General features: G+C 42.2%; 21 protein-coding genes. 2 read left to right on the top strand and 19 right to left on the bottom strand.

The features are described from left to right. Nucleotides 1–4: 4 nt before the first annotated feature. The 14 genes from gvpT (AAEO50_RS07695) to AAEO50_RS07630 form a co-directional block, all read right to left on the bottom strand. Complete coding sequence (gene gvpT, locus AAEO50_RS07695; RefSeq protein WP_341982173.1) at nucleotides 5–868, bottom strand: GvpT/GvpP family gas vesicle accessory protein; 864 nt, start codon at nucleotides 866–868, stop codon at nucleotides 5–7. Between the two features lie 15 nt (nucleotides 869–883). Further along, nucleotides 884–1,216: a gas vesicle protein gene (gvpJ, locus tag AAEO50_RS07690; protein ID WP_341982171.1), complete on the bottom strand. Its 333-nt coding sequence runs from the start codon at nucleotides 1,214–1,216 to the stop codon at nucleotides 884–886. A gap of 31 nt (nucleotides 1,217–1,247) precedes the next feature. Next, nucleotides 1,248–1,538 carry a gas vesicle protein K gene (locus tag AAEO50_RS07685; RefSeq protein WP_341982170.1) on the bottom strand — a complete coding sequence of 97 codons (291 nt, stop codon included), beginning with the start codon at nucleotides 1,536–1,538 and terminating at the stop codon, nucleotides 1,248–1,250. Beyond that, complete coding sequence (locus tag AAEO50_RS07680) at nucleotides 1,507–1,779, bottom strand: gas vesicle protein (protein ID WP_341982167.1); 273 nt, start codon at nucleotides 1,777–1,779, stop codon at nucleotides 1,507–1,509. Before AAEO50_RS07680 ends, AAEO50_RS07685 begins: the two co-directional genes overlap by 32 nt. A gap of 73 nt (nucleotides 1,780–1,852) precedes the next feature. After that, entirely contained in the window at nucleotides 1,853–2,659 is an 807-nt protein-coding gene (locus AAEO50_RS07675; RefSeq protein WP_341982165.1) for a GvpL/GvpF family gas vesicle protein, read from the bottom strand. Between the two features lie 10 nt (nucleotides 2,660–2,669). Further along, the gene (locus tag AAEO50_RS07670; RefSeq protein ID WP_175989914.1) at nucleotides 2,670–2,927 is read right to left on the bottom strand and encodes a gas vesicle protein GvpG; all 258 of its coding nucleotides are present in this window, start codon (nucleotides 2,925–2,927) and stop codon (nucleotides 2,670–2,672) included. Next, nucleotides 2,924–3,688, bottom strand: a complete 765-nt coding sequence (locus AAEO50_RS07665; protein WP_341982161.1) for a GvpL/GvpF family gas vesicle protein — start codon at nucleotides 3,686–3,688, stop codon at nucleotides 2,924–2,926. Before AAEO50_RS07665 ends, AAEO50_RS07670 begins: the two co-directional genes overlap by 4 nt. Before the next feature lie 19 nt (nucleotides 3,689–3,707). Further along, entirely contained in the window at nucleotides 3,708–4,625 is a 918-nt protein-coding gene (gene gvpN, locus AAEO50_RS07660) for a gas vesicle protein GvpN (RefSeq protein WP_341982156.1), read from the bottom strand. A 27-nt stretch (nucleotides 4,626–4,652) separates the two neighbouring features. Further along, on the bottom strand, nucleotides 4,653–4,919 hold the full coding sequence (gene gvpO, locus AAEO50_RS07655) for a gas vesicle protein GvpO (RefSeq protein ID WP_341982154.1): 267 nt from the start codon (nucleotides 4,917–4,919) through the stop codon (nucleotides 4,653–4,655). 108 nt (nucleotides 4,920–5,027) lie between these two features. Further along, nucleotides 5,028–5,300, bottom strand: coding sequence for a gas vesicle protein GvpJ (gvpJ, locus tag AAEO50_RS07650; RefSeq protein ID WP_341982152.1), 273 nt, complete (start codon nucleotides 5,298–5,300; stop codon nucleotides 5,028–5,030). 24 nt (nucleotides 5,301–5,324) lie between these two features. Continuing rightward, nucleotides 5,325–5,816: a gas vesicle protein GvpQ gene (gvpQ, locus tag AAEO50_RS07645; protein WP_341982150.1), complete on the bottom strand. Its 492-nt coding sequence runs from the start codon at nucleotides 5,814–5,816 to the stop codon at nucleotides 5,325–5,327. Nucleotides 5,817–5,855: 39 nt separating this feature from the next. Continuing rightward, entirely contained in the window at nucleotides 5,856–6,347 is a 492-nt protein-coding gene (gene gvpT / locus AAEO50_RS07640; protein ID WP_341982148.1) for a GvpT/GvpP family gas vesicle accessory protein, read from the bottom strand. 54 nt (nucleotides 6,348–6,401) lie between these two features. Beyond that, on the bottom strand, nucleotides 6,402–6,662 hold the full coding sequence (gene gvpA, locus AAEO50_RS07635; protein ID WP_341982146.1) for a gas vesicle structural protein GvpA: 261 nt from the start codon (nucleotides 6,660–6,662) through the stop codon (nucleotides 6,402–6,404). A gap of 1,025 nt (nucleotides 6,663–7,687) precedes the next feature. Beyond that, nucleotides 7,688–8,056: a DUF488 domain-containing protein gene (locus AAEO50_RS07630; RefSeq protein ID WP_341982144.1), complete on the bottom strand. Its 369-nt coding sequence runs from the start codon at nucleotides 8,054–8,056 to the stop codon at nucleotides 7,688–7,690. Between the two features lie 128 nt (nucleotides 8,057–8,184). Here AAEO50_RS07630 and AAEO50_RS07625 point away from each other — a divergent pair, with 128 nt between their 5' ends. Beyond that, nucleotides 8,185–9,516: an APC family permease gene (locus AAEO50_RS07625; RefSeq protein ID WP_341982142.1), complete on the top strand. Its 1,332-nt coding sequence runs from the start codon at nucleotides 8,185–8,187 to the stop codon at nucleotides 9,514–9,516. 56 nt (nucleotides 9,517–9,572) lie between these two features. Here AAEO50_RS07625 and AAEO50_RS07620 read toward each other — a convergent pair whose 3' ends face one another. Next, entirely contained in the window at nucleotides 9,573–10,178 is a 606-nt protein-coding gene (locus tag AAEO50_RS07620; protein ID WP_341982140.1) for a hypothetical protein, read from the bottom strand. A gap of 9 nt (nucleotides 10,179–10,187) precedes the next feature. Further along, on the bottom strand, nucleotides 10,188–11,369 hold the full coding sequence (locus AAEO50_RS07615; protein WP_341982138.1) for a ParM/StbA family protein: 1,182 nt from the start codon (nucleotides 11,367–11,369) through the stop codon (nucleotides 10,188–10,190). 449 nt (nucleotides 11,370–11,818) lie between these two features. Between AAEO50_RS07615 and AAEO50_RS07610 the strand changes: the two genes are divergently transcribed. Next, complete coding sequence (locus tag AAEO50_RS07610) at nucleotides 11,819–12,946, top strand: M14 family metallopeptidase (RefSeq protein ID WP_341982137.1); 1,128 nt, start codon at nucleotides 11,819–11,821, stop codon at nucleotides 12,944–12,946. Between the two features lie 97 nt (nucleotides 12,947–13,043). Here AAEO50_RS07610 and AAEO50_RS07605 read toward each other — a convergent pair whose 3' ends face one another. The 3 genes from AAEO50_RS07605 to zupT all read right to left on the bottom strand — a co-directional run bounded on the left by AAEO50_RS07605 (nucleotide 13,044) and on the right by zupT (nucleotide 16,434). Further along, on the bottom strand, nucleotides 13,044–14,354 hold the full coding sequence (locus AAEO50_RS07605; protein ID WP_341982135.1) for a uracil/xanthine transporter: 1,311 nt from the start codon (nucleotides 14,352–14,354) through the stop codon (nucleotides 13,044–13,046). A gap of 151 nt (nucleotides 14,355–14,505) precedes the next feature. Continuing rightward, entirely contained in the window at nucleotides 14,506–15,483 is a 978-nt protein-coding gene (locus AAEO50_RS07600) for a DUF3231 family protein (RefSeq protein WP_341982133.1), read from the bottom strand. Nucleotides 15,484–15,636: 153 nt separating this feature from the next. Beyond that, nucleotides 15,637–16,434, bottom strand: a complete 798-nt coding sequence (gene zupT, locus AAEO50_RS07595) for a zinc transporter ZupT (protein WP_341982131.1) — start codon at nucleotides 16,432–16,434, stop codon at nucleotides 15,637–15,639. Nucleotides 16,435–16,758: the final 324 nt, after the last annotated feature.

Below are 16,758 nucleotides of genomic sequence, written 5' to 3'. Positions count from 1 at the left end.
TCTTTTAAGAAGATGTGTCGTCATCACTTGAAAGTGTAGTTTCTTCGTCATCATTTTCATCTTCTTTTTTAGATGATTTTTTGGATTTTGATGATTTGCGTGTAGAGCGCTTCTTGCTCTTAGATGAATTTGACTTGCCTTTTTTCTTATCATCTTTATTCTCTTCATCATCATCTTCTTCATTCTCATCTTCATCGTTTTCTTCATTTTTTTCTTTTTTAGCTGCTTTGGTTGACTCATTCGATTCTTCTTCTTCGTCCTCATCCTCTTCGTCCGAGTCGTCTTCTTTTTCCTCTGCTTTTTTGTCAGATGATTTCGTTGAGTTCTTTGCTTTTGATTCTTCTTCTTCCTCTTCCTCATCGTCTTCTGTATCATCATTGTCATCAGTCAATTTTGTTAACATATCTTCTAATTTTTGAAGTCGATCCTGAAGTTGTTCATTTTCTTGTTTAAGAGAGTCATAGTCATTGTCCTGCTTGTTTTCCTCGTTTGTCTCTTCTTCCTCAGATTGATCGGAATCAGAGCTTAATGTTGTTTCGTTTTCTTCTTCCGTTTCATTCTCTTCATTTTTATCACGTTTGAAGAGGTTTGAGGTAGAAGATTTTAACGATGTCACCGCACTTCTTGATTTTTCTTTAGCGGCTTTCCCGAAGTCCAGGGATTTGCTTTTCAATTTTTCCTGATCGATTGAACCAAGAAGCCTCTTGCCGTTTTCAGGAGTAGCCAGGTAGCCGACTGTTGCTCCTAGCACACTGCCTGCCACTGTACGTTTAATCGGACCACTCATTCTTTTCTTTTTCTCATTTGTTGATTTCTTATCTTGATTTTCTACTGTAGTGTCTTCTACTTTAGTATTTTTCTCTGCCATGATTAAAACCTCCGATTAGTTTGATTGATTGGTAGTTTTTAAACGATTTGTGTCCATCTTTTTCTCGAGTGATTCAAGACGTTCCTGTAACTTTTTATTCTCTTCTTCAAGTGCTTTTGTATTGTTATCAGCCGCTTTGGAACTTAGGAAAGGATCTGTTTCCCACCAGTCCATTCCGATTTCCTTTGCCTTATCGACAGAAGCGACGATTAAACGGATTTTGATGGTCAAGAGCTCCACATCGGCTATCCCGACCGTGATATCCCCGGCGATGACAACCCCTTTATCCAAGACTTTCTCTAAAACATCCACAATCGTATTGGACTGCATTGAATGTTCCATAGGCATATAGTTGTCCTCCTTCGGCTCAAGGGGAAGGCTACATTAAACTTCCCAAAGGCCCGAGATCTATGTTAAGGTCTTCTGCATCGAGACCAAAGATTTCTTTTAATTCTTCCATTTTTTCTTCAAGATTCATTAAGGCAACTCCTAGATCCTCAACCTGCTGATCTGTCAGTGTACCGCCTTCCACACGCCTCATGGCATGTCTTTCCACGATTTGTCTTATTAACTCAATGACAGTGAGGACTAGTTGTGCCAACCCATCCTCGGGATTATCTGAATCGAAGTTGATCCTGCTACGTCCATTTGTTTGGCTGACCTGTTGCATGAATCAATTCCTCCCTTTCTTTATCAAGTTTTTCTGAGTTAATCTCTTTCCGTGTGCCATTCTTATGCTGTACCAGCGTTTCTACCGAGGAAATTAATACTCTAAGGTCTAAATAGACGAGATCGACACCTGCAATCGAAATCATAAGGTCTCCTCTGATCGCTACACCTTTATCGAGAATCACGTCTAAAATATCTATGAGTGCAATTTCTTTGTTTTCAATCGATTCTCTCACTGTCATAGCGCACAATCCCTTTCTATTCGATCTTATACTGGTTAATTTCCCTCGGAAGACCTATTTGAAACAGCCAAATTTATGAAAAACTTGAGAAATGATAAGGAGGCCATGGTCCGGAAGCTTCGAAACTCCAGCCTGCGCTTTCGAGCTCTTCCTTATATCGATTCACTTCTTCGATGAAGTCATCCACTTTATCCTCGGCAATCAGGAATACACTGTTCCAGGCCATGTTTTCCTGACGTCCGGTGACGTCTTTGCCCCAATTTTTCTTCACACTGCCTTCAAGCGCCTTTTCTTTCAGCTTTTCATGGACCTCTTCACAGATCCGGTTTTTTTCGTTTTCAAGCTCCTGATCGATTAACTGATCGATTTTCTTCTTTTCAAAGAATTGTCTTCCTTTTGGTAATTCGCTGATTTCTTTTCTTTTTTCTTCTATCGCTGGATTGCTTTCACTCACTTGTTCCCTGAGCTCTTTGTCGTTGCAGAATATCTTCAGGTTCCATTCTTCGTTTCCCTTCAATTTTGAAAAGGTGGATTGCAGCTTATTACGATTACTTTCGACGCTGCTCTTTAAGCTGTCCTCACTTTTGTAGAGTGTACAGAATTTCAAAGGGACGATGGTGTACATTTTCGACACCATCAATACGGTTTCATGATGATGAAAGGCTTTCTCCTGCAGCCATTCCATATCATTTTCAATCTTATCCTTTAAATCTTCTTCCGAGTGTTTATCGGAATCTATATCGCACACGATGGCTGTCACATTACCAACTTCGATGGTGTAAAGCTCGCTTTCACCATCAAAACCCGTTACGGAGGGAAGCGATTGATCATTTGCTTCGTTCGTTGGGATCAAGCCATATAAATAAAGTAAGTCGCTCATTCTTTCACCCTCATTCTTTCTTCTTCGTCAATTCTTCCCATTGCTCCATCTCACGCTGCTTCGCGATTTCATATCGTGCCAGCAGTTCGTCTTCTTTTTCCTGAAAGGCTTCTTCAGGTATTTCACCCAGCTCATACATCATTTGCAGCTGAATCAGCTTTTGCTGAATGGTAGGAAGGTCGTACAGTTCTTTGTCAGCTTCTTCTTTGACCTTTTCACCGACTTTGATAACCATATTAATTGGCGCACTCACCAATTTATGGATCATCCGGCTTCCTCTACCTTTAAGCGGATGTTGACAAAGTTATACGCCGGCCATGGTCCGCTGTAATGAAAGTCGACCTTATCCTTCCACTTTTCATGTGCTTCATTCACTTTTTGATCAAATAGTTCCTCTTTATCCCGATCAATCAGGAATGCCGCATTCAGTAGCATCGTTTCACTGGATGGTTCATTTGCTTTCGCTGATTCAGCCGATTCTTCAAGTGGCTCGAATACTTCCTTCTTCATCTCATTTTGCAGGGAAGTAAATAGCTTTTGAGCCATGCCGCCCAATTTGATGCGGTCATAATAAGCTGCGGATTCTGATTTGCCTTTCACGGAAGCAGACATTTTCTCCATTTCAGGGTTCTCTTTGACCATTTTTTCAAGATATTCTTTCTTTCCGATCACTTTAAGTCCTATTTCAATCTTTCCTTTTATCGCAGGGAAGAGCTTTTCAAACTGCGGGTAAAGGTTTTCAAGCAGTGCCTCTACATCCTCTTTGCTTTGAAAAACATTACCAAAGCTGATCGGAATAACAGTATCATTCTGGCTCATCACTTCGGAAACGGTTTCCTGATGCATAAGCAGGTTGTCTTTCTTCGGGTGATAGATTTTCATGGGAACTTCGGCCGCAACCATTGCTGCGTCTTTATACTTGATTGTAAAAACGTCTCGTTTTTCTCCTTCTAATTCGATCGTTCCAAATTCTTCCTCTTTATCCGTTTGAATTGCACAAAATACATAAATTCCATTCTCTTGGCTCATGAGTAAGACTCTCCTTTGTTTATCGGTTCACGCTTTCGCATGCATCTATAATCAATTGTTCCGCTTTTTCTCTCGGGTTATCGGCTTCAATGCCTCGTTTCATACTGTTTCCTGTTATATCGATACACAAACGTTGAAATTCTTCATTTCCACCGTCTATGGGAATATCCAATTCAATGGCGAGCCTTGCTATCATCAACGATGCACGCAAGCTCGGCCCATGTTCATTTTCCTTTGTACATTGTTCACGTAAATGCGAGACAATCGATGTTATGGTCTTCGCTTCTTCTATCACCAAGTCCGCTTTCTCTGATACGATCAGTGCTTCACGTTCACTGTCCATAAAATCGATCGGAATGGTGATCATCCGGTCCAACAGTGCATCCTGTGTATCGTAGACTCCTGCATATTCTGCCGGATTACTGGTGAAAATCACTGAAAATTCCGGATGGACCTTTACAAACGGTTCTGTTAATTTCGTTCCGTATAGAGGAATCACTCCCTCTTCTAAAATGGATAAAAAGATATTATTCGTGGTTGGCTGCGATCTCGTAAATTCATCGTATACCAGTGTATAGCCGTTTTTAGCTGCTTCAAGCAGACGGCCGTCTCTCCAGGTCTCTGTTACGCTTTCATCCTTTTTATAAACGGAGCGTATATACTGGTCGACAACCTTCTTGCTTGTATAGCCCGTAAAGTCACCGATTAAATCTCTATTATTTAGTTCATGATTACCGTGTATGAGCATGACGGGCCGTTTTCTTCTCTTGGCTAAAGCGAGCGCAAAGGAGGTTTTCCCGGCTCCCGAGGGGCCTGTAAAATGTACAGGGTAACCAAGTTTCAGATAGTGCAGTGAACGAGTCATTAACTCCTTCGTCTCATCATCCTGTATCATTGCCCTGCTGTCTTTTTTGATACTGTTCCGTAAGACTGTCACGTTGGTTCTCCCTCCTGACGCTTGCCGCTACATTTCCTGTCCAATCGCACTTCTATAACGAACATCAAGGCGTTTAAACGAAGTGACTTCTTTGTCTTTATCAAGAAGTACTTCGTATGTGCCCAGCATTTCGTCCTTTGCATATTTCTTCATGTATTCCTTTTCTTCAATTACTTCCACAATTACACGCCAGCCTTCTTCTTCTCTTACTTCGACTGAAGTAATCTTGTGGACAGGTGCCACGTGTTCATTGAAGAAATCAGATACATTTCCCATGATCTCTTTGATTTTCATAAGGACCTCCTTACTCTAGACATAAAAAAAGGGAGAAGGTGATCCGAAATGGATCACCTCGGCGACCCTGATCGGGTCCCCTTTTTAACTTCCCCTTTAGGTCAAACTTTAAATACTAAATTGTGAACTTCTTTCAGAATTTCTTTCATTATTCTGAGTGGCAAGGCCGTTTTCTTCCACGTCATCGCGAAGCAATCCGACTGCTTCTGCATAACGCAACCATGTGTCAACACTTGCGATTACGACACGTGCTTCAATTGTTAATATTTCGATACCGACCACTGAAACCCGTGCGAAGGCATCGATTACGATCCCTTTATCCAAAATACGGTCAATAACCTCTGCTAAACTTGAACTGTCTGTTGTTTTTTGAATTGCCATTTAAAAAATCTCCCTTCGATGCTTTTACCGTGAACTGATCGTTTTGATGTCTGTCGATGATTTAATGTTGGTGGAGCTTTTGATTTCAGTCGAGCTCTTAATGTTCATGGAGCTCTTAATATCACTTACTCCCTTTATATCCGAAACACTCTTCAGTTTCGTCTTGTCTTTATTCGATGAAGAGATTTTATCTTGAAATTCTTCACCAGCTTCCTTGGCATTTCCTAACTTCTCACGCACTGAAAGCAATACGTCCTGTACTTTTTCCTTTGCTTCCTCAGCTCTTGTGTGAACCTTGTCTGCGTTTTTATCTTTCGCTTTTTGAAGCTTCTCAGCGGCCTCATTGCCTTTTGATTGAATACCGTCTTCAACTTTGTCCTGGACGCCTTCCACAAATTTTTCCTTGGCTTTTTCCTTCACCTTGTCTTTCACTTTGTCCTTGACCGGTTCAGGGGTGTACTCAACGATTGTTTCAGCCATTTTACCGGCTGCTTTTTTTGCTGCTGACTTACTCATGTCATTCCCCCTTTGGAAACGCCCACTTAAGTTGAACCGTTACTTTTTTGACTCTACAAGGCTGCTGAGCATTTCTTCGATTCGTTCCAATCGCTCATTCAGATTCTTGTTTTCTTCTTTGATTTCTTCAATTTCGTCGTTTTGCGCGGAAGACGAATTTTCTTCCTGTTCCTGTTCTGCTGTTTCATCTTGTTTTTTCTTATTGAAAGGCAATAGCCCCCCGTTTTCGTATTTGCTCATATACCCGGTAGCAGTCTGCCTTAACGTAATAAGTGCCTGTTCAGTAATGAATTCCTGTGCAGACCTGCGCAGTTCGTTCCCTGCCATGCGCACGACTTCAGATTTCCCGAGGCTGCCTACCACCTTTTTACCCGTGCCGGGATGACTCAACAACCCGACACCTGCTCCGACAACTCCGCCGATGATGGCGTAATTCACATTCATCGCTGAGCGTCCGCCATCTTTTGTTTCTGTCTGGTTATTTTTTTCTTCCTGATTATTGTTTTTTTCTTGCTTTTCCTTATCTGCCATCTTTCATCCTCTTTTCTTATAGATGTATTTATCTCAAAAATTTATTTCTATTAATTAAATGCTGAATTCTGATTTTCTTTCATTTTGCTGATTTTCAAGACCTTCTTCCTGAACCTCATCACGGAGGAGGCCGACTGCTTCTGCATAACGCAGCCAAGTATCCACACTTGCAATGACCACTCTTGCTTCGACTGTAAGAATTTCAATTCCTACAAGTGACACTCTTGCAAATGCATCAATTACAATTCCTTTGTCTAAAATCCTGTCAATTACTTCTGCCAGACTGGAACTATCCGTAGTCTTTTGAATACTCATCCTTTCACTCCTCTCTTAATGGAAGTTATCTGGTTCATCATCAAAACGCTGTCAAAGGTCAAATTGAATGAGAGTTGCTATTTGGTTTACTCCATGTTTACCTCGATCCGATACCCTCAAAACCTGGTGTGGGTAATACTTGAAATTAACTGGAATTTTTTATACATGTTTGACTAAGTAACGTTGGTTTTGTAACAAATGGAAGTCTGGAAATTCAACGATTTTCACAAGAAATTGATGGAACACAAAACAATTAAGACAAAATGATTACATTTGAATGAGTTTTGTTTCAGGGGTAGTTTTTTAAAAAAAAATGGTGTGGGGCTTTCCGTTGAGGCTTCTTAATATAGGTTGTACTTTAATCACCGCTGTTGATTTCCGTGCAAGACTTCGCTTTCCGCGGGTGACCCGTGAGCCTCCTCGGCGCTGCCTGTGGGAAAGAAAAGCGGAGGGTCTTTGCTCAGAGGCGGGTGGCATATGGCGAATCGCCAACGAAGGTGTTCTTGGATGAGTTGACTTATGACATGTGCCTATAAGCCCCAGAACTGGACAGGTCTCACATCAGCTATTTTTCCCGCAGGAGTCTTCGTCTTGCACTCCAATCAACAGCTGGAAATAGTTAAATGAGCAACCAACATTATCAGAGCAATTTTACTGATAATCTACCTTGAAAACATGATTTTCTGGATTTTCATTCTTTCCTATGAGGTTTTAAAGATTTTTTAGTGGTAAAGGTATTCAATTTGAAAGAAAAAATTGATTTACGAAGTTCATTTTTAGATTTATTATCGAAAATCGAAGTTTTATTATCGAATTCTTAAAGTATATTATCGAAATCGGCCATTTTATTATCGAAAAGTGTTTGAAGAGGATTTATATTATCGCAACACGCTACTTATTATCAAAAAGAATTTAATACTATCGATAAAACCTAGTTATTTTCACTCCTTCTGCTAAACAAGACTGCCCGTTTCTTCACTACAAAACGTTCAACGCTCAGCCACTGAGTCTCAGAATTTTTCTCCCTAAACCTGTTGTCGATCGAGGATTTCCTTTAAAACTACGGCATGGTTATACTTTTCATCTTTTGCTCCGTATATCAGGCTCACTTCTTTATTCTCTTCTTTCACGATCTGCTTCAGCTCTTCCAGGGCTTCCATTTTATCTTCATCATTATGCAGTTCATCTTTATATTTCTCTTTGAATTCATCAAATTTATCGGGGTCGTGATCGAACCATTTGCGCAAATCGGGGGAGGGGGCCACTTGTTTAATCCAGCGATCAATCCCCAGGTCTTTTTTCGATTTTCCACGAGGCCACAGTCTGTCGACGAGTACGCGAACGCCGTCTTGTTCAGATTTATCTTCGTATGCTCGTTTGAGATTTACCGGCATTTAAGTTCACTCCTTTCTTGTATTTATACCCAGAGTCTTTTTTAAATAACGATTTCTGCATTTAAATTGCATACTCTGGGGGTATACAAATTACAAACACAAGAAATTCTAACTAGTGAGGTGGAAAAATGTCTAATTCAGATTATAAAAAAGATAGTATAACGCTGACCGGTGCAGTCGGGCTCGGTACCGGGGTGATGATCAGTGCGGGGATATTCGCACTGCTCGGTCAGGTAGCTGAACTTTCTGGCACCTGGTTCCCGCTTATTTTTATTGCCGGGGGAATTGTGACCGGGTTCAGCGCTTATTCTTATGTAAAAATGAGTAATGAATATCCGTCAGCCGGCGGAATTGGTATGTATTTGGTGAAGGCATACGGGAAGGGGACGTTAACGGCTTCGGCAGCGCTTTTGATGGCTTTCTCGATGGTCATCAATCAGAGCCTTGTAGCGAGGACGTTCGGTACCTATACGCTGCAGCTGGTCGACGGGGAGCAGTCTAATTACCTCATTCCCTTATTGGGTGTGGGCTTATTGACGTTTGCTTTTCTTGTGAACATTTCGGGTAACAGCTTCATCCAGACCTTTACAGGTATTGCTTCACTGGTAAAGATTGCAGGCTTGGCCGTATTCGCGATTGCCGGGTTATGGGTTGTTGGATTCACTTTTCAACCGGCAGAAGGGGGAGCGAACCCACCCGACCCATCTATGGCAAGTTATATTGCAGCAGTTGCGTTAACAATTTTATCCTTCAAAGGATTTACGACCATTACAAACAGCGGATCGGAAATCAAGCAGCCGAAGAAGAATGTCGGGAGAGCGATTACGATTTCGATTTTGATCAGTCTGGCGGTCTACTTACTGCTGGCATGGGCTGTTTCAAGTAACTTATCGCTGACAGAAATCATCAAAGCGAAGGATTATGCACTTGCGGAAGCGGCCAGACCGGCATTTGGTGATGCAGGACTTTGGTTTACCGTCATTATCGCGATCATCGCAACCATAACAGGCATCATCGCTAGTGTGTTCGCCGTTTCCCGCATGCTTGCCATGCTGACAGATATGAAATTGATCCCGCATAAGCATTTCGGGATGCCGGGCCGGATCCAAAAGCACACGCTCGTCTATACAATCGTTGCGGCAATGGTCCTCACCATCTTCTTTGATTTAAGCAGGATTGCATCAATGGGAGCGATTCTCTACCTGGTCATGGATATGATGGTCCATTGGGGCGTCTATAAGCATCTCAGGAACAAAGTAAACGCCAATCCAGTCATCGTCCTGACTGCACTCGTCCTCGACGCCATTGTCTTGGCAGCATTCGTTTGGGTTAAAGCACAATCAGACCTGCTTGTAGTCGGTGTATCAATCGCATTTATGATTTCCATCTTCGCAGGTGAACACTTCTTCCTTAGAAATCGAAATCCCGATGAAGAAGAAAATGCCCACACAGACCACTAACAATAAAGAAAGGCCTGCCCTTCACCACTTTAAAGCAGCGAGGGACGGGCCTTCGATTATTTATTCATCTGTGAAAGGAAGTCACCAAGCAAGTCTTCCATGCTTTCTTCCTTCGGTTCTTCTTTTTCTTCACCATCTTGTGATTTCATGGCACTTTCCCAATCAAAATCATCAAGGTCTTCATCTGTTGAATGCTTCCGTTCTTCCACTTCCGGCTCCTCGGGCTGATCATCAATGACAGAATCGATCGACCATTCCCGCTTGGAGTCGGAGTCCTTTCCTGCTGCAGTTTCCTCTTGAAGATACAGCGCTTCATCTATATCTAACGCACTGCTGCTCAATGAGGCCAACAGGGAAGCGGTTCGAACAGGATTTGTTAATAACTGATACACGATACTTCCCAACAATGCCTCGGAGTGCTCATGCTTCAACCAGTCGCGCTGGGACTTCTCCAGCGCCCTCGGCAGCGGGATGGTAATCGCTTCACGCTGCTTCAAAACTGAATCATTGACACCACTTACAACAAGCTCCGCGATTTTACCGGAAAAATTTCGCTTCTCCGTTTCCTTGAGCTTCTGCAAATGCTTCAGTATGTGATCAGGTGTATCAGAGGGGATTCGAAATGTGATCGGCTGCCCCCTTGACATCCCCTTTTCTTTCATATAATCACCCTATTTGGTTTTCGCTAATTTTTTCTCGTCTTCTTTTTTATGATCGTGCTTTTGATTCTTTCTTGAGAAATCAGCGATTAATTTGTAATACGCATTCGCCATCATCCAAATGCTCTCATTTTCATCTTCAAAGAAATCGATATTGTAGCCGTCAAGATTGTTGTTGAGCGTCTTGATATACTCTTTCAGAACGCTTGATCCGCCCCCGATGAAGTAGCAGATTTCTGTCTGTGAGTTCTTTTGCCACATATTGCGAAGGTGGCGGTATTGTTTCTTTGCAAGTTCAACAAGGATACGGTCAACGATTTCATGCACGCTTGTACGGCTTCCTTTGACCATGATGTGATTGCGGTCGTTTTTCTTCGTGATGATTTCCACTACATCACGACGGCTGTCAAGCTCGATGCCGTATTTCGAACGGATTTCTTCACGGATCCATTCAAGTGATTCAGATACGCCCAGATTGAAACCTTGTGCTTTGTCGTCATCTACTTTACGGTTCTTGATCACGGCGATATCCGTTGAAAGACCTCCGATATCCTGAATCAAGATGCGCTTGTCAATCAGATCTTTATTGATGATGTTCCCATTATTGTCCATCACAAGATTGATGAAGGCTGCGAATCCTTCTGGATATACTTTCACTTCATCAAATTTAATGTTTACTTTGATTCCTTGATGGCGCGGTGTTACAAGAAATTCGACCTGATGCACAGATCCAAGAAGCTTAGAACGGTAGCCGACATCCTTACCTTCTTTTACTTCACGAAGCGGAAGACCAGTACCAAGAGTGTAGTTTGCTTCTATGACATTATTATTCTTTTTAAAAAGTGAATCCTGTTCAGCTGCATCCAGAGCCAGAGAAGCAAACAGCATGATCAGCGTTTGATCTTCTTCTGATTTACTGCTTCCCGGATCCAATTCAGTCGAGTTATTGCTTTTCGTCGCTAAGTTACCTACACGATAAATCGCATTGTTGTCCTGAAGGGCAGGGGAGTGGACACGAATATGTATACCATCTAGAGGATCTTGCTTGTCCAGCTCCTCGATTCCGATAATCGGACGATCTTCAATGTCTCGTGCAATCACGTTCGGGATATTCAGTTCACTATCCAACTTTCCAAAAATACCTTTAAGAGAATCATTACCTACATCAATTGCAGCAATTCGAGAGTTCGTCAAAAAAATCATCCTTTCATATAAGTAAAAATTTATCAAAAATTTAAACTCTTAATCAAAGATTAAATCACTTCGCACTTGTGGTCAATCCTACTTTCAACTCTATCACACAACTGTAATGTTAGTCCTATTTGTATACATTTATGTATATCTGTATACAAAACTGTACACATATTTATATAACAACATGTACACACATTTGTATACTTGTACACATATTTGTTTACAATTGTGTACGAAAATGTACACAAGTATACAAAAATGTAAACATCCATTATTTTCATGAAAAATAGTACTATTTTATTCTCCAATTCTACGAATCTACCATTTGAAAAAAATGGTATTCACTCATATAACAGCTGTTTATGAAAAAGCAAAACGGGAAAAGGTAAGGAAACAAAAAAATGATGAGAAAAGCTGAATAAAAAAACATAGATTAAGGTGATGATCAAATGAAGGAACTAAATCAGTATTTTCCAGCAGATTATGAACAATCGAGAAGATCATTTCGTGGACACCTGTCTGAAATAAAGGATAAATGGCCGGATGCGGAGCTGACGACGGTATCCATCGGTAAAGAAGCAGACAATACAATCGATATGATTTCCTCGAAAGCAACAAAAACCAATGAGCAAGTGTTATTCTTCACGACGGGTGAGCACGGGATTGAAGGATATGCAGGAGCTGCAATGATTCAGTTGTTTGTCGATGAATACTTGCACCATGTCGATCCCGAGACCACGGGCATCTGTTTCATCCATGCCCTAAACCCTTGGGGGATGAAAAACTTTAGACGAGTGACCGAGAATAATGTCGACTTAAATCGAAATTACTTGTATAACCGTTCCAGTGTGCCCGAGGATGTGAACAAGAACTATGAAAAAGAAAGCGAACTTTTCCTTCCTGATGGAAAAATAACGGACCTATCACAAGAGAAAATGAAGCTTCAGGCTCAGTTGGTTAAAGCGTTGGCCGAAGAGGGCTACAGTGCCATTAAAGAAGCTAAGGGTATGGGACAGTTTGAATATGAACGCGGCGTCTATTATGGAGGCGAAAAAGAGGAAGAAACGGCAATTTTCCTGAAAAAGATACAAAACCAGCTATTATCCGACTATCCGCGCGTTATCCATATGGATTGGCACACCGCCCTAGGCCCGACCAATGAGATTACCATGGTCGTTTCCTCTGAAGATGAACGAGGTGAAGAGGAACTAAATGCAAAATACGACTTGAATAATATCCAAAAATTTACACCCGAAAAAGTGAAAGGTGATTCGACCAACCACTTCCATAAATTAAAAAACGAGCAATATTCAACAAACTATCTATTCTCTGCCCTCTTTGAATTTGGAACGTTCGGAACTGGTAAACAAGCAGAATTACGAGAGTTTATGACGATCGTACTTGAAAACCGGCTGTACTGGGAAGGAGCGGAAAACGAGGGTGATAGGGATTGGATCCTCGCCGAGTTCAGGGAGATGTTTTACCCATTAAGTGAAGAATGGAAGAAATCCGTCCTCCACGAAGGACGCAAGGGTATGGAGGCAGTTCTAGGTGAAGAAGGAATTTTAAAAAAATAATCAAAAGAGCGCTCCCGGGAGAAATGTCGTTTTCTGACGGGAGCTTTTTCTATTTATTCTCTGCTTATGAATCGAGGATACAAGCACCCTCCCCTCTTCATGCATACTTTGTTCGATTTATTTCCTCATCCTTTTCCCAATTCACCAGTTTTTCCAATGCAATCGAAATCAGCACTCCCATGATGAATCCATTTGAAACGATAGGCTGTATGAAGACCGGAAAACTTGTGAATAGTCGGGGAGACATGTTCATGATCGAGATCCCGACGAGAACCGGAGCTGCCAGCCGATAAATGGTCACAGAATTAAACACCGTTCCCTGCAGACTCTTCAATGAGGTGCCAAATAGCTGCAAGTATGCCGTAAACAAGACAGCATTCCCGACAGTGATAGGCAGAGTGGCCAGAATGCCCCCTAGAAACGGTACAATCCCCAAAAGAGACATAAGGGCACCGCCGATAAGGAAAGGCCTTAAATAGAAGATCCTCGTGCTTTCCAGAAATCCGATTGAGGAAGCAAAGGGAGCATATGACACAAGTCCAGAGAACGCCCCGACAATCGAATACATACCTGATAATAAGTATGACCGGGTATATCTCTTTTCTGACGGTGATTCTTCAAAAAGCTGGGATGCAGCCTGTACGGAAGCGATTGTATTGCTTAAATTCATGAAACTTGCCAGGAATGTGATAAAGACGATCCCCGTGTTCAGGTTGGGTGCACCGAAAGGAAACAACATAAAAAAAGAGCTCCCCTGTGCTGCACTTCCCATCGTTTCAGACGGAAATAAGATAAGGTATCCAATCCATCCCGCCACCATCCCGATCAGGATCGAGAAATTACTAAGTAAGGGTGTCCCCTTGATTTTCAACAGACTGACGAGGACCGCAATCGATATTGAAAACAAGCTGACCGGCAGCACCAGACTTCCATCCTCCGAGATGGTCAGCATCCCTTTAAAAAAGATTAAAATCAGCTGAAAAGTCAGCAGGAATAAATAAACACTCATAACCATCGGCGTAAAGATTCTCTGTATCAAGGACAGCATACCAAATGCTCCTAACACTAGAACCGCAACGCCTGACAAAAGCATCCCTGTTGCAATCCCGCCTCCGACAGATGGCAGACTCATCCCAAGTGCAGGTGCAGCGGCACTCAGATTGAGCACAACTCCCCACATGACCCCTGAATGACCTTCCATGAGCGGATATTTATGCCCGACGAGCCCCTGCAGCATACAGGCAATCCCTGTAAAGATGAGGGAACTTCTAAGAATCACGGCGATTTCATGAGATGGCAGCTCAAAGGCCATTCCTACCGAGATAGGAACCACCACTGTATTGGCAAAAATAAAAAAAAGCCATTGCACCGATGAAAAAGCCGTTTCGGCAGCTGATAATCGTTTCATGTGCTCCCCCCTGACATTGTCTTATTGTAAGAGTATTCTACGTATCCTTCCGAAATCCTATTAAACTCACAGAATTTCTGACAACATGCATCGGATTTTATTAGAGACAATAAAAAAACACCCGGAATCATGAAACCAGGTGTTTTCTCTTTTAAGTCTGAGGGGGTTCTTCCAACCAGCCATGTTTAATCATGATTTTAGCCCCTTCATGGCCATAGCTGAAGATATCTTCCATGATCACGACCATTTTTGCCGGCAAGTCGTTGCGCAAGGAGAAAGCCGTGCCAATCGATCCGCTGCCGATAGAAAAGCTGCAGAACAAACTGACACAATACATCATCAATTTATCCGAGAAAGGAGGCACGAAGGAATCTGTAACATTCCCATTTGCCGCAACGGGGACCTGAAGTTTGCTTTTCATCATCAATTCACTTAGATCATGAACGATGTCCTTCGCGATTGTACTGCCTCTTTCGAAAAACTTTCGTACATCTTTTTTCCGGGCAACTTTAGCGAAGCCATCAATCATAATGATTCCGGATATGTTTGCTTCTACCCCGTGATACATATTGGCCAATTCCACTGTATTTAAGTGGCGTGTCTTGGATAAGGGAGTGAGGCCTCCTAAATAACTTGTATTTTTAATGAATTCTACTGACTTTGGCATCGGTACAAAAGGTGCACGGCATAGCAAGCCCTTTTCCAACAGATAGTTTGTACAGATTGCATAATGTTTTTGAGTGATGGCGGTCATCTCTTGGAAAAGTTCAATCACATCTTCCCGATAGGACATCGTGATATTCAGCGTATGCATCCCCATACTGATTTCTTTAACCATGCGGATCAACGTGATATCAAATCCATTATCATATAATTTAGGAGCATCAAGATTCACATCTTCCTGGGTAAAGCCTATCGGCGCCACTGCACCTTCCTGTTGAAACATGTCCTTTATTTTATCTGGATAAGGACTTAATTCATGATAAGAATTTTCCAGAATTATTTTTGCCTGACTATCATCAGCATGTTTGATGAAGTGCTCAAGCATTCTTTGAGTCATCGTCTTTTGTTGATAGGTAGTCCACAAAACACCTAGTTCTGACGAAGTTAAAGCCGGTTTCTCGTGCATGGGCCATTCCTCCAACCTTCAATTCTATGTACATATTTTTAGTATGAGCAGAATGCTGTCAATCATTCATCCCCCCTGGAAACGTTCAGGGAGATATAACTCTCTAAAAAGAAAAAAGACGCAAAGCATGCGTCTCTAAAACTCAATCAATCACTAAATAAACAGCAGCAGACTGACCGCCATGACAGCCATACCTGCGATTGTTCCATAAATCGATAAGTGGGCTTCATCGTATTGTTTCGCAGCAGGAAGCAGTTCATCAAGCGAGATGAACACCATGATTCCTGCGACAGCTGCAAAGATGATCCCGAACATAATATCGTTGAGGTACGGCATGAGAATCAAGTATGCCACCACTGCACCGACCGGCTCTGACAACCCTGAGAGAAAGGAAAGTTTGAACGCTTTTTTCTTATCGCCCGTCGCAAAATAAACAGGCACAGAAACCGCAATTCCTTCAGGGATGTTATGGATTGCCACTGCGACTGCAATGGCAATTCCGAGGGAAGGGTCCTGCAGGGCGGAAGTGAACGTGGCGATTCCTTCAGGAAAGTTGTGGATCGCGATGGCGAGTGCCGTGAAGGTACCCATTTTTAAAAGTTTTGCATTCCCCGGTTCATTCATGTCTTCAACTTTCTTCAGTTCATGGGGATTCCCCTGCTTTGGAATTAATTTATCGATCATCGCAATCAGCAATATTCCCCCAAAAAACCCAGCGACCGTCAACCAGTTCCCTTGAGTGACGCCCATTGCAGAAACAAGCGAATCCTTCGCTTTTACAAAAATCTCGATCATCGACACATAAATCATCACCCCGGCAGAAAAACCGAGCGATATCGACAGGAACTTCGTATTCGTGGTTGAAGCAAAGAACGCAAGGCAGCTCCCGATGCCGGTAGCCAGTCCTGCCATCAATGTCAATCCAAATGCCAATACTAAATTTTCAGCCATATATTTTCTCCTTCATCATAGGTGCATGTCATATAACTCCTATTGTACTTCCCCGCCTGTCATTTTTAAAGAATAGTTTATCGGGTGATTCGAATCGGCCGGCACATCAAGGATATCCGTTCCTGTATGTATACATTTTCAATGAAGGAGTGGGAGATGAAGTCAGACGACATCCTGTTTCGTTTTTTATTATATGGTATACATCCAGTGTTATACTGCTCAGCTTCGACCTGTTGCCTTTATGAATCTGGATTCGGGATCAAATTCTGCATATGCGCGCAAGTATATAACATTCGAATCTTGTCGAAAAATCGGTAAATCGAG

Origin of the sequence: Rossellomorea oryzaecorticis (assembly GCF_038405515.1) — a bacterium.
In the GTDB taxonomy this organism is placed as follows: Bacteria; Bacillota; Bacilli; order Bacillales; family Bacillaceae_B; genus Rossellomorea; species Rossellomorea oryzaecorticis_A.
The sequence above is the reverse complement of the archived record's forward strand: the minus strand, read 5'-3'. Positions and strand labels throughout refer to the sequence as shown.